The organism is Metabacillus sp. GQ13 (genome assembly GCF_059758525.1).
The window spans coordinates 269953-293159 of record NZ_JCAXET010000006.1 but is presented as its reverse complement, the minus strand read 5'-3'; the positions used below and the strand labels follow the sequence as shown (position 1 = coordinate 293159).

At 34.3% G+C, this 23207-nt stretch carries 22 protein-coding genes and 2 riboswitches; of the genes, 14 read left to right on the top strand and 8 right to left on the bottom strand.

Annotation, left to right across the window (positions count from 1 at the left end; all coding sequences use genetic code 11):
• Positions 1-39: 39 nt before the first annotated feature.
• Positions 40-1230: an S-methyl-5-thioribose kinase gene (gene mtnK / locus AC6CHR_RS09965; protein WP_498248510.1), complete on the bottom strand. Its 1191-nt coding sequence runs from the start codon at positions 1228-1230 to the stop codon at positions 40-42.
• Between the two features lie 188 nt (positions 1231-1418).
• A riboswitch (SAM riboswitch) is annotated at positions 1419-1575 on the bottom strand.
• A 140-nt stretch (positions 1576-1715) separates the two neighbouring features.
• Complete coding sequence (locus tag AC6CHR_RS09960; protein WP_498248508.1) at positions 1716-2507, bottom strand: carbon-nitrogen family hydrolase; 792 nt, start codon at positions 2505-2507, stop codon at positions 1716-1718.
• A 301-nt stretch (positions 2508-2808) separates the two neighbouring features.
• Here AC6CHR_RS09960 and AC6CHR_RS09955 point away from each other — a divergent pair, with 301 nt between their 5' ends.
• The 7 genes from AC6CHR_RS09955 to AC6CHR_RS09925 all read left to right on the top strand — a co-directional run bounded on the left by AC6CHR_RS09955 (position 2809) and on the right by AC6CHR_RS09925 (position 9489).
• Complete coding sequence (locus AC6CHR_RS09955) at positions 2809-3984, top strand: pyridoxal phosphate-dependent aminotransferase (RefSeq protein ID WP_498248506.1); 1176 nt, start codon at positions 2809-2811, stop codon at positions 3982-3984.
• A gap of 89 nt (positions 3985-4073) precedes the next feature.
• A riboswitch (SAM riboswitch) is annotated at positions 4074-4181 on the top strand.
• Positions 4182-4472: 291 nt separating this feature from the next.
• Complete coding sequence (gene mtnW, locus AC6CHR_RS09950; protein ID WP_498248504.1) at positions 4473-5714, top strand: 2,3-diketo-5-methylthiopentyl-1-phosphate enolase; 1242 nt, start codon at positions 4473-4475, stop codon at positions 5712-5714.
• Entirely contained in the window at positions 5711-6370 is a 660-nt protein-coding gene (locus AC6CHR_RS09945) for a 2-hydroxy-3-keto-5-methylthiopentenyl-1-phosphate phosphatase (protein ID WP_498248502.1), read from the top strand. Before mtnW ends, AC6CHR_RS09945 begins: the two co-directional genes overlap by 4 nt.
• Positions 6370-6990 carry a methylthioribulose 1-phosphate dehydratase gene (locus tag AC6CHR_RS09940; RefSeq protein ID WP_498248501.1) on the top strand — a complete coding sequence of 207 codons (621 nt, stop codon included), beginning with the start codon at positions 6370-6372 and terminating at the stop codon, positions 6988-6990. Before AC6CHR_RS09945 ends, AC6CHR_RS09940 begins: the two co-directional genes overlap by 1 nt.
• A 90-nt stretch (positions 6991-7080) precedes the next feature.
• Positions 7081-7614, top strand: coding sequence for a 1,2-dihydroxy-3-keto-5-methylthiopentene dioxygenase (locus tag AC6CHR_RS09935; protein WP_498248500.1), 534 nt, complete (start codon positions 7081-7083; stop codon positions 7612-7614).
• A 218-nt stretch (positions 7615-7832) separates the two neighbouring features.
• Positions 7833-8471: a cyclic di-AMP binding protein CbpA gene (cbpA, locus tag AC6CHR_RS09930; RefSeq protein ID WP_498248499.1), complete on the top strand. Its 639-nt coding sequence runs from the start codon at positions 7833-7835 to the stop codon at positions 8469-8471.
• A 736-nt stretch (positions 8472-9207) separates the two neighbouring features.
• Positions 9208-9489 (top strand): aspartyl-phosphate phosphatase Spo0E family protein, encoded by a 282-nt coding sequence (locus AC6CHR_RS09925; protein WP_498248497.1) that lies wholly within the window; start codon positions 9208-9210, stop codon positions 9487-9489.
• A 153-nt stretch (positions 9490-9642) separates the two neighbouring features.
• On the opposite strand, the gene AC6CHR_RS09920 is transcribed toward AC6CHR_RS09925, so the two are convergent.
• Complete coding sequence (locus AC6CHR_RS09920; RefSeq protein ID WP_498248496.1) at positions 9643-10374, bottom strand: ZIP family metal transporter; 732 nt, start codon at positions 10372-10374, stop codon at positions 9643-9645.
• Positions 10375-10661: 287 nt separating this feature from the next.
• On the opposite strand from AC6CHR_RS09920, the gene AC6CHR_RS09915 reads away from it, so the two are divergent.
• Positions 10662-11120 carry a MarR family winged helix-turn-helix transcriptional regulator gene (locus tag AC6CHR_RS09915; protein WP_498248494.1) on the top strand — a complete coding sequence of 153 codons (459 nt, stop codon included), beginning with the start codon at positions 10662-10664 and terminating at the stop codon, positions 11118-11120.
• A 39-nt stretch (positions 11121-11159) separates the two neighbouring features.
• On the opposite strand, the gene motB is transcribed toward AC6CHR_RS09915, so the two are convergent.
• From motB to AC6CHR_RS09890, 5 genes are all read right to left on the bottom strand, one after another.
• Positions 11160-11927: a flagellar motor protein MotB gene (motB, locus tag AC6CHR_RS09910; protein WP_498248492.1), complete on the bottom strand. Its 768-nt coding sequence runs from the start codon at positions 11925-11927 to the stop codon at positions 11160-11162.
• Entirely contained in the window at positions 11920-12720 is an 801-nt protein-coding gene (motA, locus tag AC6CHR_RS09905) for a flagellar motor stator protein MotA (protein WP_498248490.1), read from the bottom strand. The genes motB and motA overlap by 8 nt, the downstream gene beginning before the upstream one ends.
• A gap of 313 nt (positions 12721-13033) precedes the next feature.
• Positions 13034-13309: a hypothetical protein gene (locus tag AC6CHR_RS09900; protein WP_498248489.1), complete on the bottom strand. Its 276-nt coding sequence runs from the start codon at positions 13307-13309 to the stop codon at positions 13034-13036.
• 89 nt (positions 13310-13398) lie between these two features.
• Positions 13399-14421, bottom strand: a complete 1023-nt coding sequence (locus tag AC6CHR_RS09895; protein ID WP_498248488.1) for a potassium channel family protein — start codon at positions 14419-14421, stop codon at positions 13399-13401.
• 355 nt (positions 14422-14776) lie between these two features.
• Positions 14777-16900 carry an ATP-dependent Clp protease ATP-binding subunit gene (locus tag AC6CHR_RS09890; protein WP_498248486.1) on the bottom strand — a complete coding sequence of 708 codons (2124 nt, stop codon included), beginning with the start codon at positions 16898-16900 and terminating at the stop codon, positions 14777-14779.
• 253 nt (positions 16901-17153) lie between these two features.
• On the opposite strand from AC6CHR_RS09890, the gene AC6CHR_RS09885 reads away from it, so the two are divergent.
• The 6 genes from AC6CHR_RS09885 (at position 17154) to queE (ending at position 23132) form a co-directional block, all read left to right on the top strand.
• Positions 17154-18182 (top strand): YkvI family membrane protein, encoded by a 1029-nt coding sequence (locus tag AC6CHR_RS09885; RefSeq protein ID WP_498248484.1) that lies wholly within the window; start codon positions 17154-17156, stop codon positions 18180-18182.
• A 150-nt stretch (positions 18183-18332) separates the two neighbouring features.
• On the top strand, positions 18333-18899 hold the full coding sequence (locus AC6CHR_RS09880; protein WP_498248482.1) for an HAD-IA family hydrolase: 567 nt from the start codon (positions 18333-18335) through the stop codon (positions 18897-18899).
• 526 nt (positions 18900-19425) lie between these two features.
• Entirely contained in the window at positions 19426-20772 is a 1347-nt protein-coding gene (locus AC6CHR_RS09875; RefSeq protein ID WP_498248480.1) for a hemolysin family protein, read from the top strand.
• 533 nt (positions 20773-21305) lie between these two features.
• Positions 21306-21968: a 7-cyano-7-deazaguanine synthase QueC gene (gene queC, locus AC6CHR_RS09870; RefSeq protein WP_498248478.1), complete on the top strand. Its 663-nt coding sequence runs from the start codon at positions 21306-21308 to the stop codon at positions 21966-21968.
• Positions 21965-22399 (top strand): 6-carboxytetrahydropterin synthase QueD, encoded by a 435-nt coding sequence (gene queD / locus AC6CHR_RS09865; RefSeq protein WP_498248476.1) that lies wholly within the window; start codon positions 21965-21967, stop codon positions 22397-22399. The genes queC and queD overlap by 4 nt, the downstream gene beginning before the upstream one ends.
• Positions 22368-23132, top strand: a complete 765-nt coding sequence (gene queE / locus AC6CHR_RS09860) for a 7-carboxy-7-deazaguanine synthase QueE (protein WP_498248474.1) — start codon at positions 22368-22370, stop codon at positions 23130-23132. The genes queD and queE overlap by 32 nt, the downstream gene beginning before the upstream one ends.
• The last annotated feature ends 75 nt before the right edge of the window (positions 23133-23207 follow it).

Below are 23207 nucleotides of genomic sequence, written 5' to 3'. Positions count from 1 at the left end.
AGTTCATCCGTAGCTGAACGGGGCTCTTGCGCTTTTCTATTAAGAGACAGTTTGTTTTACATAGTCTTTAAATTGGCTTGGTTGTTTAATTGTTTTTTGATTCTTAATGAGTTGGCTTCCTAAGGTAAGTGCGAATTGTTTTATTGAGATCCTTCTTTCGAGTGGTTGGATTGTATCAAGATCTGCTACGTGTGCTAGGCCGATAGTGCGGCGAATAATTTCACAGCCTGCAAAGCCCACAGCATCTTCAAAAATTTCTGATAATACATGTTCTAAATAGCCATCTGTTTTAGTGAATAGTTCAGAAGCGTCGTTTTTCCAAGCATGTGAGAATTCTCCTACAAAGACGCCCCATGTCTTTTCGATATGTTGAAATAAAATTTCTTGTTTATCTTCATCTCGTGAAATAGCATTTAGTAGAAAATTACCAAATACCTGACCAACGTCGAATCCAATTGGTCCAAAGTACGCAAATTCAGGGTCAATAACTTTCGTTTCATCATTATCTGCAAAGATACTACCTGTATGTAGATCACCATGTACAAGCGCTTCGGCCTTGGTTAAGAATTTTTGCTTTAGTTTGGCAACTTCTAACTTTAATAGTTGGTCCTCCCAGATTACTTCGACATTTTGTTGAAGTTCTGGTTCGTAATCATTTGTATCGTGATTAAAGAATGGATCAGTGAAAATAAGATCCTCAGTAATCTTACAAAGATCTGGATTTGAAAATTGTTTTACTAATGACTTTTTGAAATGTTGATTAACCGCATAGTCTGATGTGTAAAATAAAGTCTTTGCAAGAAACTCACCAATATGTGTTGATAATAGAGGTAGTTCCAATCCATCGATAAGTGCTGCACGGGCGATTTGCAAATGTGACAAGTCTTCCATAATAGTAATGGCTAACTGTTCATCCGCATAATAAACCTTGGGTACAAATTGTGGGACAAATTCACTTTGCTTTAAAAGTGCATGTGCTTCAATACGGGCACGATCTAAAGTTAACGGCCAGCTTTCTCCAACAACTTTTGCATAAGGTAATGCTTGTTTTAGGATTAACCCTTCATTCGTTTCACTATCAGTAATTTTAAAAACGAGATTTAAATTCCCATCACCAATTTCCTTACAAGTAAGTGGGCTATTTTCATTAAATATCTGTAGACGCTTTACTAGATTAATTGCTTCACTTTCTGTTAATGGTTTATAGATAGAAGATTCTTTGGCACACATACTATTACCTCCAAGAAGTTAATTATTAGACTCATTTTCAAACTTAAAAATCGAATAATGATAGGTCAAAGGAGTAGAATTTCAGTTAGAAAATACCTTTGACATTGAAATAGGTAGTAAGTAATTTAAAGTAATAGAGAAAAAGCCTCTTTCTAGTTTGAAAGAGGCTTGAAGGCGTTGCTTCGCACCTCTCATCTGTCAGAAAGAATACTTTCTGATGGAATTAGCACCGTGCCCTATTGGAAAGTTTCCAAAGTGAAAATGTTTCACTCCATTAATAAATGGTAGTTTGGTCGGTTGCTGCGGCGTCATTGGGCCAGTCCCTCTGCCAACTCTTGATAAGAGATCAATATTATTAAACACTAACTTTAGTAATGTTTAATGATTATGTTAATTCGAATAGTTAGATTTTTAAATAAATAAAACGCTTGATTAGCATATTACCAATAATGAATTAAATTTGTCAATAGTTACTCGGGAAAAACTTAGTAAAAATCAGGGCGGCGATCTTCAAAAATTGGAATTTGACTACGAACTTTTTTGACTGTATCTATTTCGATAGTTGCAGATATGGAACCTTCATGTTCATCAGCCTCAGCTAAAACAGTACCCCAAGGATCAATAATCATAGAGTGACCAGCAAATTCGTTATTAGGGTCCGTTCCTGCTCTATTGCATGCTATTACATAACATTGGTTTTCAATTGCTCGACTCAAAAGCAGGGTTCTCCAATGATTTAAACGAGGTGCAGGCCATTCGGCGACAACAAATAGTACTTCCGCACCAAGAGTAGTGTGGGCGCGAATCCATTCAGGAAAGCGAATGTCGTAACATATAACTCCTGCGCTTTTTATCCCATTTAGTTCGAATAGACCTTTTTCTGTCCCGGAAGTTAAATAATGATGCTCATTCATCAATTTAAATAAATGTAGTTTACTATATTCATGAACGAATTCACCTTTGTCATTAAATATATACATCGTGTTAGTTACGTTATTTTGAATGCTTTTAGCTACCGAACCACCAACAATATTAACACGATATTTCTTTGCTAACATACTAAGGAAGTGCTGTGTTACTATTCCGCCTTCATCTGCAATTTTATTTAATCGTGTTAGGTCATAACCTGTAGTCCACAGTTCTGGGAGTACGATAATCGCTGACTTACTTATTTCAATTGCTAGAGCAACTTTCTCCTCTACTTGTTGATAATTAAACTGTGGATCACCATATTTAATATCGAGTTGTATACATGTTATAACGGGTTTCTTTTGCATTTAAATCACACCTTTATGATAAATAGTGGTTTCAACTAAATGAGTTAGTAATTTATTGTTAGTCAATTCAATGTTTCATTGTTGGAAACGTATATACGTCAATAGAAGAGTTCTTGATTCACATTTTGTTATAATGACAAAGATAGACTCAAACTTTTCGATAATTCCTAATATATACAACTTTTGCTTAGTAAAAGCAACAAACTTTTCTTAATCATTAAAAAAATCTTTACAAGTTGATTTTTACACGATATTATTTGTGACTAGAATTTCAAGAATTTATTGAGTAGGTGTTAAAATGATGAAAGTCTTTGAACAATCGAAATTATTAAAAACATTACCAGAACAATTTTTCGCAAATCTTGTTACGAAGGTTAATAAAATTGTTGATCAAGGTTATGATGTAATCAATTTGGGTCAAGGTAATCCAGATCAGCCAACACCAAAACATATTGTAGATGCCATGCAAAAGGCAGTAGAAAATCCTGAGTTTCATAAATATTCTCCTTTTAGGGGACAATTGTTCTTGAAGGAAGCAATTGCATCCTTTTACAAAAGGGAATATAACGTTCAAATCGATCCTACAACAGAAGTAGCAATTCTTTTTGGAGGGAAGGCCGGGCTAGTTGAAGTACCTCAATGTTTATTAGATCCCGGCGACACGGTGCTTGTCCCTGACCCTGGTTATCCAGATTATTGGTCAGGTGTAGAACTTGCCCGTGCAAAAATGGAAATGATGCCACTATTGAGTGAGAATCAATTTTTACCTAATTATCGCTTAATATCAGAAAGAGTAGCTGAAAAAGCGAAGCTAATGTTTTTAAATTACCCGAATAATCCTACTGGTGCAGTAGCAACAGCTGAATTTTTTGAGGAAACAGTGGAATATGCAAAAAAACATGATATTTGTGTTGTTCATGATTTTGCATATGGTGCAATTGGCTTTGATGGTAAACGCCCATTAAGTTATCTACAGACAAAGGGAGCAAAAGAAACTGGGATCGAACTTTATACGTTTTCGAAATCCTATAATATGGCAGGATGGAGAATTGGTTTTGCTGTTGGTAATCCCTCTGTGGTTGAGGCTATTAATCTATTGCAAGACCATATGTATGTGAGTGTATTCAGTGCTATCCAAGAAGCAGCAGCACATGCTTTATTAAGTCCGCAAACATGTGTTGAGGATTTAAACAAGTTGTATGAATCTCGAAGAAATGTATTGATACATGCCTTCCAGGAAATTGGCTGGAATGTAACAGCTCCCTCTGGTTCTTTTTTCGCCTGGCTTAAAGTACCAGGCCAATTTTCATCTTCAGTAGCTTTTTCAGATTACCTTTTAGAAAAGGCTCATGTTGTTGTAGCACCAGGAATTGGATTTGGGGAATATGGAGAAGGCTATGTACGTGTTGGTCTTTTGACTTCTGAGGAGAGATTGATGGAGGCTGCTAATCGAGTAAAGGCGTTAAATATATTTTAATAGAAAGATTTAGTATTGACAGAAAAAATTCAGTCTGTCATAATTCATAATAATTTTTAAAATGAGGGTACTCATTTATGAACGTTTCGTTCTTATCAAGAGCAGGTGGAGGGACTAGCCCTATGAAGCCCGGCAACCGACTTAACACTAGTTTAAGCACGGTGCTAATTCTTGCAGCTTTCGCTGATAGATAAGGAGATATGCTTGTTATTCATGTAAGTAACAGCCCCTTCGATCTATTAGTGTCGATTGGGCTGTTTTGTGTTTCGTTATTTGAGAATATACTGACAAATTAATCAATAGAGAAAAGCATATTGTAGGATTTTATACATGAATGACAGATTCCTTTAAAAACCTTTATTTTCTATTTGACAAAAAAGTAAAGGGAATATAGGGGCATCTTTTGTCGAGAAATGATAGAATAAGTAAGATTAATAAAAAGATTCAGAATAACAGAAATATGCTTCAAAAGGAAAGTAGGTTATAAAGTGAGTGAAATTATTGCTACATATCTCGTTCACGATGCAAAAGGTGACCTAGCTAAAAAGGCAGAAGGAATAGCATTAGGGTTAACTGTTGGTTCGTGGACTGATTTACCATTGCTTGATCAAGAACAGTTAAAAGCACACAAAGGACGAGTCATAGAAGTTAAACAACTAGAAAATAGTCATAGAACAAACCAATATTTAGGAAAATCAGTAACAAAGGGAATTATTAAAATTGCTTATCCAAGCTTAAATTATAGTCTTGATCTACCAGCGATATTGACGACTGTTTTCGGAAAGTTGTCACTTGATGGAGAAGTTAAATTAATTGATTTAGAGTTTTCTAAGGAAGTGAAGTCTGCCTTCCAAGGTCCAGTGTTTGGTGTTTCTGGAATACGAGAGAAACTTGGTGTCGAAAACCGGCCTCTATTAATGAGTATCTTTAAAGGTGTGATTGGAAGAGACCTTTCCTACCTAAGAGATCAACTAAAACAACAAGTACTTGGTGGAGTTGATTTAGTAAAGGATGATGAAATCCTTTTTGATAATCCGTTAACACCATTTACAGATCGAATTGTAGCAGGTAACGCCATTTTAAAAAATGTCTATGAGGAAACAGGACATAAAGCTTTATATGCAGTTAATTTATCTGGAAAAACGTATCAATTAAAAGATAAAGCAAAGCGAGCAACAGAATTAGGAGCAAATGTATTACTGTTTAATGTATTTGCCTATGGCTTAGATGTGCTTCAAAGCTTAGCAGAGGATCAGGAGATAAAAGTACCAATTATGGCACACCCAGCAGTTAGTGGAGCATATACTTCTTCAGGACTATACGGAGTATCGAGTTCTTTGCTATTAGGGAAGCTTTTACGAATAGCTGGTGCTGATTTATCACTATTCCCATCTCCTTATGGAAGTGTTGCTTTAGATCGAAATGAAGCGATCGGTATCGCTGAAAATTGTCTGAAGGATGATACGTATAAAGAAACGTTTCCAGTTCCTTCAGCCGGGATTCATCCTGGACTTGTTCCGTTATTAATTCAAGATTTTGGTAATGACTCAGTGATTAATGCAGGTGGAGGCGTGCACGGTCACCCTAATGGAGCATCTGGCGGAGGTCGGGCATTCCGTGCTGCGATTGAAGCAACATTATCAGGAGCTACATTAAAGCAAGCAGCATCTTCAAATGAAGATCTGAAGCTAGCAATCGATCTATGGGGTGCAAAAGAGGTGAGTAGATGAAAAACAAGGTAATCATTTGTGATTTTGATGGCACGATTACAAATACAGATAATATTATTGCCATTATGAAGAAATTTGCACCGTCAGAATGGAACTCCTTGAAAGAAGGAGTTTTATCACAGGATATCTCGATTCGTGAAGGCGTAGGAAAGATGTTTCAATTATTACCTTCATCAAGCAAGTCTGAGATTGTTGCTTATATATTAGAACATGCAGAAATACGTCAAGGATTTAGTGAGTTTGTTCAATATACGAAAGAAAAAGATATTCCTTTATATATTGTCAGTGGTGGTATTGATTTTTTTGTTTACCCACTTTTAGCAGGATTGGTAAATGAAGATCAAATATATTGTAATAGAGCAGACTTTTCTAATCAAAGGATCACCATTGAATGGCCACATAGCTGTGACGATAGGTGTGAAAACGAATGTGGTTGCTGTAAACCATCACTGATTAGACAACTGACAAGCGATTATCAAAGTAAAATTGTCATTGGTGATTCAATTACAGACTTACAAGCTGCTAAGTTAGCTAACTTTGTCATTGCGAGAGATCTTTTATTAGAAAAATGTGATCAATTAAACCTACCACATGAACCATTTACTACTTTTTATGAAGTGATAGACGTCTTGGAAAGACTGGAGGAGGTTCGGTGATGAGTTTAAAGGAATTACGGTGGGAAGAGCTAGCCGATATTAAACGAGTATTGGCGCAAAGAGATTGGTTTCCAGGGACGAGTGGAAATTTGGCGATAAAGGTTGATTCTGACCCTATTAGCTTTTTAGTTACGGCAAGTGGCAAAGATAAAACGAAGGAAACGAGTGAGGACTTTTTACTAGTGGATGGTCAGGGCAAGCCACTTGGAGATACACACCTAAAACCATCAGCTGAAACCCTACTTCATGTAGAAATTTATAATAAAACAAATGCTGGTTGTAGTCTTCATGTTCATACAGTTGATAATAATGTGATTTCTGAAATTTATGGTGAACAAGGTAATATTTCGTTTAAAGGTCAAGAAATCATCAAGGCATTTGGATTATGGGATGAAGACGCTGAGATTACAATTCCAATAATCTATAATTTTGCAGATATACCAAGATTAGCAGCAGAGTTTGGTGAATATGTTAAAGCCGATGCTGGTGCAGTATTAATAAGAAATCATGGAATAACTGTATGGGGTAAAGATGCATTAGAAGCAAAAAAATATTTAGAAGCTAGTGAGTTTCTAATTTCATATCATTTGAAGCTATTAGCTTTGCAATCCAGTAAATAATATTGAAATCAGGTGAGTTAAGTTGCTCATCTGAATTTTATATAATTATAAAGTTCATGAGTAATGAGCTAATTTTAAGGAGGAATAGACATGGCAACTATTCATTTTCAAGAATCAGGAGAAAGATTAACAAATCAAGAAGAGGTAGCAAGTTTTTTAACAGAGCAAGAAGTTATTTATGAGCAATGGGATATTTTAAAGTTACCTACTCGTTTGCAAGAAAAGTTTCAATTAACAGATGATGAAAAAAAGGAAATATTAGAAGTTTTTAAAGCTGAAATTGCTAATATTTCTGAACGTCGTGGGTATCAAGCACAAGATATTATTTCACTTTCAGATAGCACACCAAACCTAGATCAGTTATTATCAAACTTTAAACAAGAGCATCATCACTCTGATGATGAAGTACGTTTTATCGTTAGCGGTCATGGAGTATTCGTTATTCAAGCTAAGGACGGAAAATTCTTCGATGTAGAATTAAATCCAGGAGATTTGATATCAGTACCTGAAAATACGAGACATTACTTCACATTAATGGAAGACAGAAAAGTAGTAGCTGTTCGGATATTCGTAACTACTGAGGGCTGGGTTCCGATTTATGAAAAAGAAGAATTAGAGGCGTAATCAATATGTGTAGAGAGAAGGCGATGAGTAACGCGCGCCTCCTCTCTTTTTATATTGTATAAGTTTCTAGTATAGTATTTACGTGGTGATAGAGTGTATATATAACAGTAATATCCGTGAAAACTGCTTTAAGTATTATTTGGCAATAGAAAACAAGGTTTACTATTTTATGTTATTATGATACGTTTTTAGAAATACATAGCTATTGGAGGGATAATATGAAAGTTCGTTATCACTATGTTAAAAGGGAAGATGTAAAGTATTGCGATCTTAGCTTTACAGTAAAAGAGGCATATGATTATTTGAATTCTACTGGTTTTCGTTCAGTACCTGTCTTAAAAGCAAACGGAAAAGAATTTGTGGGCTTTATATACAAGGTTCATCTATTAGAACATTATGTTGAGCATGAGGGAAAAGATGAAGATTTAATTGAACCACTCGTTCAAAATCATGATGCCTATATTTTTGAGGAGGATTCCTTTTTTAAAACATTTATAACGATTAGGCGACTTCCTTTCTTAGCGGTTTTAAATAAACAAAATGAATTTTCGGGGATAATAACACACTCAAATATAATGGATGTTTTAGAAGACTCATTTGGGATGCAAACAGGTGGTTATCTTCTTACAGTAGGAACAAAGGAGCATAAGGGTGCAATTAAAGACCTAGTTACAACTGTTAAGGATGTCAATATAGAAGGGCTGTTGACTCTTGATAATGGTGACAAGTATATAAGAAGAGTCATTTTGAATTTATCGGGTGAGCTATCAGAAACGAAGCTAAAGAAGATCGTAGAAAAATTAGAGAATAAGGATTTCCGTGTGGCTTCTATTGAGAAGATTGAATCTAAGAACTAAAGAAGGGTTTTCTAGCTCTTCTTTTTTTTGTGGGATTTTTACCTAGGCTCTTTTCTAAAAGTTTGTAGCTCTAAGTACTATTAAAAATCGGCTATTGGATTTTTATGATCTAAATAGAAGCTATGTCCATACGGGTATCAGAGTAATTTAGCGAAGAGAGCAAGAAGATATACTTAAAACTGTACATTAGTACTTTGTACGGAAAACAAAAATCTTTGCGAAAATAGCCCTTACCTATTGTAAAGGGTTTTTCCAAAAGTAGTAAAATGAGCTCAATGACAAACCAGCTAAATAGGTAAAGTCGTTGTTTTCTAATTGTGGTACCCGTACAATTAGCCATAACAATCAATCAAATGAATAGGAATTTCTAATGGGAAGTTTAAATTTAAAGTGGAGTGGGAATATAGGTAGCAAGCAGGAATAATTAAGAAGTGTTAAAACGAAAATACACTCATTTTTAAGAGAAAAATGTCTAAAATTGCGATTGTATTTACAACCATAGAATAATCTGTAATACTTCACTAGTATGAAAAGTCGTTCTCTAAATATATTTGGAGAATAATCGTTCAGACTTCCGTAGATTTCTCAAATGGATTTTTCTCCAAATAGCTTATTTGATCGTATGGAAGTGAGGCATGGATTCATACACAGTTTTACTTCCGTAATGAATTATTTTATTATAATCGATAGCCATTTTGTATCTATAATGATTTCAAATAACTAGGAGGGATTCATAATGAATCAAGGTCGATTAAAGACAAAGCTACTTGAAACAATAAATTGTAAAAGAGGAGAAATGATTAATACAGCTAATAAGGAAGGTTATACAAGTGAACGTACAATTAAATGCAGTCAAGAATTGGACATGCTCCTTATTCAATATCAGCATTTATTAATAAAAGAGGAAAATAGAAAAACAGGAGCATTGCATGGATTTTTTCATGCTATGAAAAAGTGGACTTGTTCAAATAGAATGGTATTACAGCCAACCGAAAAATTCAAAATGAAAATGAATTAAGAACGTACCGACAAATTAGTCTACTTTAGAAGTGAAGGTTTGATCAGTAGTTTTAATCAAAGTAAACTCGGTTGCTAACCTTATTTTTAGTTTATTATCTATTTATGATATAAGGAAGTTGGAATAGTAGCAACCGAAGAACCATTGATTAGTCTAAAAACTATAAATTAATATCACCATAAAAAGGATTCCAATGATAAATGAATACGTGGCAATACGTTCATTGCCATCACCATGACTTTCAGGTATAAGTTCTTTGTAAATAATAAATAGCATCGCACCTGCTGCGAATGCTAATCCATACGGTACGAGGAAACCGATAAAGCTTGTTAAATAAAAACCTAATAAGGAAGCAACAATTTCTACTGCTCCTGTTGCAGTTGCAATCAAAAAGGCCTTGACTTTTCCTATGTTCTGATTAATTAAAAACAATGCAACTAAAAATCCCTCTGGGGCATTTTGTAATCCAATCGCAAAAGCAATTAAATTACCAGTATCACTTACATCTGAAGCATAGCTAACACCTACCGATAAACCTTCTGGGATGTTATGCAAGGTTATCGCTGCAATAATTAACATTGCCTTCTCATCAAATTTAATTCCACTCTTTGAATGCTCTAAATCAATATGTGGAATAGCCTTCTCTAAGGTCGTCAAGATAAGTACACCTAGTAATAAGCCTACTGTTACTTCAATTAATCCCCCATACTTTAATGACTCAGGAATTAATCCCAACATGGCCGCTGCCATCATAATTCCAGCTGTAAACGCTAGTAAAATATCACGCCAACGGTGCGTAATTGTACCTTGTAGAAACAGAATTGGGAGTGCGCCTAACCCTGTAGATAAAGCAGATAAAATACTACCAATTAAAACACCTGACATTTGAGTTAGCTCCTTTGAAGAATTAAGGAATTCCTTTGAAAAAATAATGATATAGGAATAGTATAACGGAATAATCCGAAAATGAAACAAATGAATAAAATATCTATGTTCTCTTCAAAATAATATGCTTAAACTCAGATTGGAATACCTTTAAATTTAAAGTTGATATCGATGATTTTCATTTGGCAGATATCTATAAAATTTGACTTAAGGGTAAACATGATCTATTATATACCTAATAAAAATTATTTTGAATTCAAGATATTTATAAAAGGAATGAGTAAAGGATGGAAAAAACACAACAGATAGAAGATTCATTAAAACTTTTTATTGTGCTTTCACGAGCTCATCGAGCATTTAACGACGTGGTTAATAAGCACATCTCAACATTTAATTTAAATCCTACAGAGTTTGCTGTGTTAGAACTTCTTTATCATAAAGGTGACCAACCTTTACAGCAAATAGGTGGTAAAATATTGCTTGCAAGCGGAAGTATTACGTACGTAGTTGATAAATTAGAGCAGAAGGGTTTACTCGTGCGTAAAGCGTGCCCAAATGATAGAAGGGTTACACATGCCCAAGTAACAGAAAAAGGAAAGCAATTAATCGAGGAAATTTTTCCTCCTCACCAGGAACGGATCAATGAAATTGTAAGTGTGCTTGATGATGAGGAAAAAAAGATTGTAACAGAGTTAATAAAAAAAGTTGGCTTACATGCTAGTGACATGTTAAAGCATAAAGAATAATGAAAAGACCCAGATATTTATCTGGGTCTTTTCATTATATTACTTATCCGTCTGTTGCTCATATGGCAAAATTAGAACTTCCACACGTCGGTTTTTCTGTCTACCGTCCTTTGTATCATTAGGAGCAACCGGATTGAACTCTCCAAAGCCTTTAGCACTAAACCCCTTCGGATCTAGATTGTCATTATCAATTAGAATTTTCATGAAATTAACAGCACGCATAACACTTAAGTGCCAATTAGAATCAAAATTGGCGTTACTAATAGGAATATTATCTGTATGCCCACTAACAATAATGTTCCTCGGTGGATTCATAATTAGCAACTCTGAGATTTCACTAGCAAGCTTCATATCTTTCGTTCGTATTTCTGCACTTCCAGAATCAAAGAAAATATCATTTAAAATGGTAATGAGTAATCCTTCATCTGTTAAAATTGTTTTTAAGTTAGCTTCAAGCTTGTTTTCTTTAATGTACGTATTGATTTTAACTTGAACCTCTTTTAGTTTTTGTTGCTCAATTCTTTTTTGCTTTTCTTCTGTATTCTCCTCATTCTTTTTATCCTGAGGATCAAGCTGTTCCATTTCCCCTTCGGGTGTTGGACTAGGATATTCTAAAACACTCGTACCACCTGTAAAGGCTGTGTTAAATGCAGCAGAAATTTCTTGGAACTTTTGTGCATCAACAGAACTAGCAGCAAACAAAACGATGAAAAGGGCAAGTAGAAGTGTCAAAATATCAGCGTAAGGGACAAGCCATGATTCATCCATGTGTTCCTCATGTTTATGTTTTTTCTTCTTTCTAGCCATTTACGCTCTCTCCTTCAATAGTTGAAGCAGTTAATTTATTTCTTTCACTAACAGGTAAATATGTGGCCAGCTTTTGTTCAATGGCCTTTGGAGCTTGTCCCTCCAAAACAGATAGGACACCTTCAATCATAACTTCTTTTACTTTTACTTCTTGACTAGATTTACGCTTTAATTTATTAGCAAAAGGATGCCATATAACATACCCTGTAAAAATCCCCATCATTGTAGCAATGAATGCTGCTGAAATAGCGTGTCCTAATGCTGCCGTATCATCCATATGAGATAGCGCTGCAATTAAACCGACAACAGCTCCAAGAACTCCAAGTGTTGGAGCATATGTTCCAGCCTGAGAAAAAATTGTTGCTGAAGCTTGGTGGCGGTCTTCCATAGCTTCGATTTCTTCACTCATTACATCACGAATAAAATCTGCATTTTGTCCATCCACAGCCATAAGTAACCCGTTTTTCAAGAAGGGATCATCGATCTCGGATAGTTTTGCCTCAAGAGCTAGAAGACCTTCTTTACGAGCAACTTGGGCCCAATCAGAAAATAATGGAATTAATTCCTGAATGGTAGGTATTTTTTTTTCTTTAAAGATGATTCCGAATAATTTAGGTACATTTTTAATTTCATTAGTAGGAAAGGCAATTGTGACTGCTGCAATTGTTCCTAAAATAATTATGAGTATAGCAGGTGCATTCAATAAAGCAGAAGGGCTCACACCTTTTAAAGTCATCCCAACCCCAACTGCTATAATAGCCAAAACTATTCCAATTATTGACGTTTTATCCATTGTAAATCACCATATTCCCTATTTATTTTCTTACTTATTATATCGGACTGATTTTTGATATTTTAAGGGTTTCAATAGAAGTTCTTTTAAAGGTTGTGAACTTTTATAAAAATGGGGGAGTTATAACCTTGATTAAAGGAATTTTGGAAGTGGTTGAGTTGTAACAAATATAGTTTGAGGAATTAAGAAGTCAAGATCGATATATCATCTTATTGATCAAATGGAGGTCATCGTATTGGGTTAAAAAGAGCGAATTTTATATCGCTCTATTATTTGGTTAGATGAAGGGTTGTTCCAAAAGTATGAAGAATAGTTAGCTATATGCGACTAAGGAAGCAATCGCAAAATAATACAAGGGGAGACAGGTAACTACAAGATGACTAATGAAAAAGACTCGTGAATAGTAGGTTGAATGCTCTTCATATGCGAATGAAAGAAGTAATGCCCCTAAAAGACTTGTCCCACAAAATAACATGATACCAAATAATGGTCCAAGACGTTCTTGATAAAAAATAAATCCTAATGCAGATCCGTTGAATAGGAGAATAATGAATGAAAGTACAAGCAAAAAGTCAGAGTATTTTATCATTGTTAACACCTCATCACAATATATGTGCTAGTAAGAGGAACAATGACAAAAAGGCAAGCTATTGCTTGCCTTAATATATACGATTATTTCTAAGAAATAACCTCTAAATATGTGTCATTATTACAAATAATAAATAGATTTGCATTCTCAGGAATTGAGTGATTCGTATTTTTAATAATGGAAAGATCATTTCCATTTGAAACGAGAAGAGCTCCCATTAAAGAAAGGGCTTGACTAGCATCTGCATATGTATGCCATTCCGGCTTCTTAGAAATCGAATATAGGTCATAGCCCTGATTACTCGTTAACTGTCGAATAATCTCACTCGAGCCATTAAAGAGAAGTGAACGTGCTGCTAAATGTGCTGCCGTGTCATTGGCTGTAATAAATTCTTCTACATTTACATGAACAAAGGCATTGATATGATTGGAATCCATAACTTCACAAATCGTGTAGATGTTAGATTGATGTTCCTTTCCAATCCCTTCAACTATTGTCGCTATTAATAGAGTTTGCCCATCTGATTGAGAGGAAGTCAGGTTACTATCAGGTGAAAAGACCATAATTGTTTTACTATGAAGTAGATTTGCATGATTAAGAATCTCTGTATTAGCAGGGCTGCCTTTTACAAACTCAACTTGCTCATGCAAAATAGGAGTTCGTTCAAGATTTTCATCGATAATCACAATCCGAATTTCCTTGAAAGTTTTCAATAGTTCGTTTAGTGTTATTGCTGCTTTTTTCGTCCAATTAATTAAGATAATATGATCTTTAGTTGTTATCTTCAATTTGCCTTCCTCCTGCAATCTTTTTCGCATACTAATAAAATCAATTACCTTTCCAATAAATACTGTCATAAGGCCAATTCCAACTATAAATAAAAACATCGCATAAATTTTCCCTGGAACAGTTGTAGGTGAAATGTCTCCATAACCAACAGTTACGACTGTTGTCATTGTCCACCAAAGTCCTTCAAAAGGACTTATAAATGTCTCTGGTTCTAAAAAATAAATGATGTAACTACTGGCAAAAACCAAGGTTGAAGTTGCGAAAATAAGAACCCAATGGTTCATCTGAACAACCTTTAAAAAGAACCGTCTGAAAATAATCATCTGCATACTCCCTTTTATCTAAAATAAGCTGAATGCTTAAGGTGTTATTTATTCTTTAGATCAACTTTGTATTGTAAAAACAGAATAAAGACAAAAATAAGCTATATAGTGAAGGTTATATTAAAAATTTTATCATAATATTGACAAAGGCGAACATAAAAATAGAAAATCTTAACAGGAAAAAGCGAAGTACTTTGATCAGCACTGACAAGTAATCGACTTTTTCAAATTCGAAGTGCTGAAGCTGGGTCACTAGATCTTACTTTTCCAAAGTAGCAGAGCTTTGCTTATGATTCTTAAATATATACAAAAAAGTGGCTGATCGTTATTGATCAACCACTTTGATAGGAACAATTTAGTTCTGAGTTTTGTAAACATTGATTTGATCATTAGTAATATCCACAATTACACTAGTTACATCTTCTTCATCTAAAAGAAGATCAGTAAGCTTATCTTCAACATGTTCTTGAATCACACGGCGAAGAGGTCTAGCCCCAAAAGCTGGATGATAGCCAATGTTTACAATTTTTTCTATAGCTTCATCTGTTATTTTTAATGTAATGTCCTGTTCTAATAGAGTTATAGATAATTCATCAACCATTAATGTGACAATTTTAAGCAGATCGTCTTTTTCAAGTGCAGAAAATTCAATAATATTATCAAAACGGTTCAAAAATTCTGGTTTAAAGAAAGATCCTAAAGATTGTAATAGCTGACTTTCTTCAACTGCAGTCATTGTATCTGTATCAAAACCAACTATTTTCCGTTTTTCTTGAACCCCTGCATTACTTGTCATAATAATGACTGTATCTTTAAAGCTTACCGTTCTTCCTTGACTATCCGTGAGTCTACCATCTTCAAGGATTTGCAAAAACATATGCTGTACATCGGGATGAGCTTTTTCTATTTCATCCAATAGAATAATGCTATAAGGATTTCTTCGCACCTTCTCAGTTAATTGTCCTGCATCGTCATGCCCAACATAACCGGGAGGAGAGCCGATAATTTTTGAAACAGCATGTTTTTCCATATATTCGCTCATATCTAGACGGATTAATAAGTCTTTTGAACCAAATAATTCAGCTGCTAATGTTTTTGTTAATTCTGTTTTACCGACTCCAGTTGGACCAACAAAGAGGAAGGTACCAATAGGTCTCGTCTTTGATTTTAAGCCAGCGCGGCTTCTTCTTATCGCCTTGGCTACTTTTCTAACCGCATTCGTTTGACCAATTACTTTTTCTGAAAGGTGTTGCTCTAAATATTTCATTTTTGATTGTTCATCATTTTGAAGCTTTCCTACAGGTATTCCTGTTTTCTTTTCAATAAGAGCTTGGATATCTTCAATTGAAACACTAGCTGTTTCACCAGGAATCTCTTGGTTTAACTGAGCCTCTAAACGAGCTTCATCATCTCTTAGTTTTGCTGCTAATTCATAGTCTTCTTTTTTTGTTGCCTCTGATTTTTGTATAGCCAGTTGATTTAAGCGTTCTTTTACTTGCTCTTCATTTACATTTGAAAGTGTTAGATTCTTTTTAGATCCTGCTTCATCAAGTAAATCGATCGCTTTATCTGGTAAATAACGGTCTTGAATGTAGCGATGTGATAATGTCACACAAGCGTTAATCGCTTCCTCTGAATAGGTTACATGGTGATAGTTTTCATACTGAGCTTTAATACCTTTCAGAATAGTAACAGCTTCTTCTTCAGATGGCTCTCGAACATATACAGGCTGGAAGCGACGTTCGAGTGCAGCATCCTTCTCAATAACACGGTATTCTTTAAATGTAGTAGCACCAACAATTTGAAGCTCACCACGTGCCAATGCTGGTTTTAAAATATTTCCAGCATCCATTGAACCTTCAGCTGAGCCCGCGCCAACTAACTGGTGAATTTCATCAATAAATAGAATAATATTTTTACGTTGTTGAAGCTCACTAATTATCTTTTTCAGCCGCTCTTCAAATTGTCCTCTGATACCAGTGCTAGCTACAAGAGATGCTACATCTAAAAGATAGACTTCTTTATTTGCGAGTTTAACGGGCACAGTATTGTTCGCAATCTTTAGTGCCAGTCCTTCAACTACAGCTGTTTTACCAACGCCTGGTTCTCCAATTAATACCGGATTGTTTTTATTACGACGATTTAAGATTTCAATTATACGATCTACCTCTTCGTCACGACCAATGACAGGATCAATCAATCCAACCCGTGCAGCATGTGTTAGATTACGTCCTAGTTGGTCAAGAATACCTCCACCATCATTTTGTTGTGATTGTGGATTTGCTTGTTGGTCTTTTTGAAGTCCTTTAAAGAATTCATCCAATGGTAAAGAAGAAAATCCGTTCGTAAAGCCTGATGGTATCGACTGTTTATAGTGTGCATAACACTCCTCACATAGTCTGACCTGTTTTTGTTGATTGTTTATATGAATGTTTAAATGGATAGTCGCTTGTTTATTTTGACACTTTTCACAAAACATTTAGAAAACTCCCCTTCTATTAAATAAAGATTGTTATCGGTAAATAGGAGAACAAACCGAAAAAGTTATTCGATATGTTTGACCATCTTTGATCATAGTATATCTTGACCTTTTTTGACTTTCAAGTATTTAAGCTTAGATATAATTTAGGTAATCAATACCAAAGGTAATAGATTTAGCTTGTAAAGAATCATCCTAGTTTTTCTTCATATAATGATACAAGCTTTGTTTAACTTAAGTGAGGTGTTAGAAGATGAGGAGATCTTGGGTTGCTTCTTTTCAAGTAGCAGCCGTATATGTAGGTACTGTTGTTGGAGCTGGTTTTGCTACTGGTAAAGAAATAGTGGAGTTTTTTACAAAGTATGGTGTTTTCGGACTAGCTGGAATCCTATTATCAGGGATTTTGTTTATTACAATTGGTACAAAAATGCTCATCTTATCTAAACGTATTAACGCATCATCATATCAAGATTTAATGACCTTTATATTTGGTAATAAGATCGGTGGTGTTATTAATCTTTTTATGTTGGTTATTCTGCTAGGATTAACATCTATTATGCTTTCTGGAGCAGGAGCCATTTTTAAAGAGCAACTAGGCCTTTCAATTAGACTTGGAGTCATAATCACAATTATCCTTACGATGCTTGTCATGACGTTTGGCGTAAAGGGATTATTTAGTGTAAATATTATTGTCGTTCCATTATTGATTCTATTTAGTGTAACTCTTGGATTTCAATCGTTTTCTTATGACGTATTTTTGCAATTTCCTTCAGAGACAGTTACATCATTTAAATGGATTTTATCTGCTTTTTCATACGCCGCATTTAACTTGACTATGGCTTCGGCTGTTCTTGTCCCATTAGCAAGTGAAATAAAAGATGAAAAAGTATTGAAAAGGGGTGGAATGCTCGGCGGTTTACTCTTAACAATCATTTTAATTAGTAGTCATATAGCACTTTCTTCACTGACAAGTCTCACACAATTCGATATACCAATGGCAGAGGTAATGAGAACCACATTTTTTGCGGTTTACTTTATCTATATTGCTGTCATTTATGGTGAAGTTTTTACATCTGTTATAGGAAATCTTTACGGACTTGAAAGGCAAATAGTAACATATCTTAAATTGCCACGGATGGTTATTGTTTGTGTAATATTATGTGTTGCTGCATTTATAAGTAAGGTAGGGTATAGTTCATTAATTTCATTTTTATATCCAATTTTTGGTTATATTTGTTTAGGTATGCTCGTCCTGTTAATGGTTAAAAAAGTACCTGATTGATTCGATAAATATGATAAAATAAATGTACTATTTACTTTGAAGCGAAAATTTGAATCCATTGCGGTTATTTTAAATATACAAGGAAACATTTTCTATGACATGAGCTAACGACAATCGATACCTAGGAATAAAGTGAAAAGGAGATAAGGTTTGAATATTTTATGGGATTTTGATGGAACATTATTTGATACTTACCCAGCATTTACAGATTGTTTATATGAAGTTTTAAAGGCGAGAGTTTTAAAAGCAGACATTTATCGAGAACTTAAGATTTCCTTTACACATGCATCAAACTATTTTCAGCTTACAGATGAACAAATTAAAGAATTTAAAGAAAAGGAAACATCCTTATCACCAAACTTAAAACAACCCTTTCTTTTTGTGGAAGATGTTCTAAAGCAATCAAATACAAATGTCATCATGACACATAAACCGAGGAATGAAGTAGAAACAATTATTGATTTTTATAATTGGAATCACTATTTTAAAGAGATCGTAACAGGAGATGATGGATTTCCAAGAAAACCAGATGCTACTTCGTATAAATATTTACATAATAAATATAAATTAGACTTAGCTGTCGGGGACAGAGAGTTAGATATCTTACCAGCTAAGGAAATTGGTTTATTCACATGTTTATTTCAAAATAAGTCACAGGGAGCAGACTTCTATATAAATACCTATAAAGACTTTTTTCAGACTGTAAAAGTCAGGTAAATGGTTGATGAGGGGAATCATAACTAAGCTATTTTCTAAAGGTTGCTGTTTTTCCTAATAAGTACCTTCTTAATGCATTTAGCCTAACTTCGTGCTCATTTGTATGAACTTATTGTCATTTTATTTGTAGAGAGATTTCATTTTAAAAGCAAAAATCTTACTGCTGATTTTTACTTTTTTTGAGCCTATATCAAAAATTACGTCTGAAATGATCATAAGCATTCATTTAAGGTCATAAGAAGCGATTTTTAATTATAAAAGGTATTTTTAACCGGATTATCACATATTTATTTAAGAAATCTACCACGTGTTATGTTTGACTGAAACCTTTCTTTCGTATTATGATTATTCTAATATAAACTGAGGGGTGATACTATGGGGCTGAGATAAAATTATATAGACTAATAGCATCCCTCATTGTACTCCGAGCGGACGCTAGTGATCATTAAATATGAATAAAAAATTTAGAAATACTCTCAGGAGGTGACTCCTTCTCCGTTTTTTTAAACGGAGCAAGGAAGCTTATTTGGACATAGTCAATTTGTTGCTTGTTGCAATTCTAATCGCTCTTACGGGTTTTTTCGTAGCTTCTGAGTTTGCTATTATAAAAATTAGAAGCTCTCGTATTGACCAATTAATTGCAGAAGGAAACAACCGGGCAAGCTCGACTAAAAAGGTTATTGATAATCTTGATGAATATTTGTCAGCATGCCAGTTAGGAATTACAATTACAGCATTAGGTTTAGGGTGGTTAGGAGAACCAACGATTGAACATTTGTTAGGACCTATCTTTGAGCGATTTGAATTGTCTACTTCAATTGCTAGTGTATTATCATTTGTTATCGCGTTTGCTACCATTACTTTTCTACATGTAGTAGTTGGAGAATTAGCACCAAAGACCATTGCCATTCAAAGGGCTGAGACGATTAGTTTGTGGTTTGCAAAACCGCTTATGGCTTTCTATCGTATCATGTACCCGGCTATTTGGGGATTAAACGGTTCAGCACGATTTATTACAGGTCTTTTTGGATTTAAGCCTGTGTCAGAGCATGAACTTGCACATAGTGAGGAAGAGCTAAGAATTATTTTATCAGAAAGCTATAAAAGTGGAGAAATTAATCAATCTGAATTTAAATATGTAAATAAAATCTTTGAATTTGATAATCGAATTGCAAAAGAAATAATGGTACCCCGTACTGAAATTATTTCATTATCAATTGATGCACCAATTCAAGAACATTTAGATATCATTAAAGATGAAAAGTATACTCGATATCCAATAGTAGATGGAGATAAAGATCATATTATTGGTATTGTGAATATTAAAGAGATTTTTACTGATCTTATGCAGTTCAATGAACAACAATCTTTTTCGATTGAGAAGTATATCCGTCCTATTATTCAAGTGATTGAATCAATTCCTATTCATGAATTACTTGTGAAGATGCAAAAGGAAAGAATTCAAATGGCTATTTTAATTGATGAATATGGTGGGACTGCGGGTATAGTAACGGTCGAAGATATACTTGAAGAAATAGTTGGTGAAATTCGAGACGAATTCGATGCGGATGAGGTGCCACTCATTCAGAAAGTTAATGAGTCAAAATATATAATCGATGGAAAAGTGCTAATTAGCGAGATAAATGAACTTTTCGGATTAAACATTGATGATTCTGATGTTGATACAATTGGTGGCTGGGTATTAACAGAGCATTATGATATCGAAACAGGTGGATTCGTGGAATTAGGTACACTTAAGTTTAAGGTGAACGAAATGGAGAATCACCATATTCGTTATATTGAAGTCACCAAAACGGAGCCAGAAATGTTACCAAACCCTGCATTGCTTGAAAAGAATGTAGCCACATCGTAAGAACTTACATGTGAACTGTATTCCAATTGTTAGACACAAATAACAATTAGAGGTGCAGTTCACATTTGTAAGTTTTTTTTGTGAAACTTGTAATAGGGTATAAACCACAATAAATAAACCTATTACACTCTAAATATTATCGTTATCGATGAATTTTCTTAGTAAGTTAATTATTATTGCAATAAAGGTTTATTCATGATATATTTTTTAATCGAAGGTTGATTTTACAATGTGTATCATATTATTTAATAGTTAGCATCAATCAGTTTTTATAGAGTTTGAAATAATGAATATTTTAAAAATTTCATAATTAAAGTAAGTATATAAAGAACATAACAAATCCAATTTTCAAAAGAATTGGGAGAGGTTTTAGCACAACCCTCTATAAAAAACTACAATAATTTTGTTTTAGTTTTATTATAGATGGTTCACATGCTAGACACCTCGAATTTCGTAGGTGTCTTTTTATCGTTTTTTTTATGAACTGGAATTGTTGAGTTTGATTGTTTGGTTTAAGTGGAGGGATTTTTTTGTTGAAAAATGAAAAAGCAGTTGTGGTATTTAGCGGCGGACAGGATAGTACAACATGTCTATTTTGGGCAATGCAGGAATTTAAAGAAGTTGTGGCAGTAACATTTAATTATAACCAACGTCATAGTTTGGAAATAGAAGTTGCGAAGGGAATAGCTGCAGAACTAGGAATACATCATCATGTATTAGATATGTCATTATTGAATCAATTGGCTCCAAACGCATTAACAAGAAATGATATTGAGATTGAGCACAAGGATGGGGAACTGCCTTCAACATTTGTACCAGGAAGAAATCTCCTGTTTCTCTCTTTCGCAACGATATTAGCAAATCAAATTGGAGCAAGACATATTGTAACAGGTGTTTGTGAGACTGATTTTAGTGGTTATCCAGATTGTCGTGATGCATTTGTGAAATCATGTAATGTTACACTAAACTTAGCTTTAGATCAGCCATTTGTTATTCATACGCCATTAATGTGGATTAATAAAGCAGAAACGTGGAAGCTAGCCGATGAGCTTGCGGTCCTTGAATTTGTCCGAGAGAAAACCTTAACTTGCTATAATGGGATTATTGCTGAGGGCTGTGGTGAGTGTCCTGCATGTGAATTAAGAAAAAGAGGTTTAGATGAATACCTTCTTGAAAAAGGTGTGAATAGTCGATGATTCAACAACTGTACCCACAGGTGGCACATAATTATCAATTTGAATTAAATAAAGATATGCATATTGCAGCCGCACATTTTATTCCCAATGAGGATGCAGGCAAATGTCATAATGTTCATGGTCATACTTATTTCATCAATATAACGATTGCCGGTAATGATCTTGATAATCTAGGGTTTTTGGTTAACTTTTCTAGTATTAAAAAACTAATTCATAATCGTTTTGATCATACATTACTAAATGATCACACAGATCTTTTCGTTGAAGATGATGCTAATTATTTTCCGACAACAGAAGGTGTAGCACGAACAATTTATGATGTTATTCAAAAGGAGCTAGATACGAAAGAAAATAAACCAAAATGTGTTCAGGTGTTCGTTAGGGAAACACCAACAAGCTATGTCGTGTTCCGTCCTAAGTTTAAGGAGTGAAGAAGTGAAAACAATACCAGTTTTGGAAATATTCGGGCCGACCATTCAAGGAGAAGGAATGGTCATAGGTCAAAAAACGATGTTTGTACGAACGGCTGGTTGTGATTATTCATGCAGCTGGTGCGATTCAGCTTTTACATGGGATGGATCTGCTAAAGGTGATATCAGACAGATGACTGCTGAAGAAATTTGGACAGAATTATCTGAGTTAGGTGAAGATCGCTTTTCGCATGTTACAATCTCAGGTGGTAATCCAGCGTTATTAGCAAATTTAAAAGATTTTGTGTCATTGCTAAATGAGCGAGGAATTAAAGTTGCAATCGAGACACAGGGTAGTAAATATCAGGATTGGTTGAAAAATGTCGACGACTTAACAATTTCTCCAAAACCACCGAGTTCAGGAATGAAAACTGACTTCGCTAAACTAGATGAGATCTTTAATAGGTTAATTGATGCAAAAACACAACAATTAATTAGTCTCAAGGTAGTTATTTTTGATCAAGAAGATTTAAACTATGCGAAGAGGATTCATCTGCGCTATCCAGAAATCCCATTTTATCTTCAGGTAGGAAATCAAGATGTTCATGAAGCAGAAACAGATAAACTTGTTCAAACTCTTCTTAGTAAGTATGAGTGGCTAATAGATCAAACAATAGCAGATAAAGAATTAAATAATGTACGGGTATTGCCACAACTTCACACGTTAATTTGGGGTAATAAACGAGGTGTTTAGTTTTGGTTTTACCTCTGTTAGACTGTTAAACTCTTTAGGCAATACGACAAAGGGACCTATTAATAGAAATGAGGA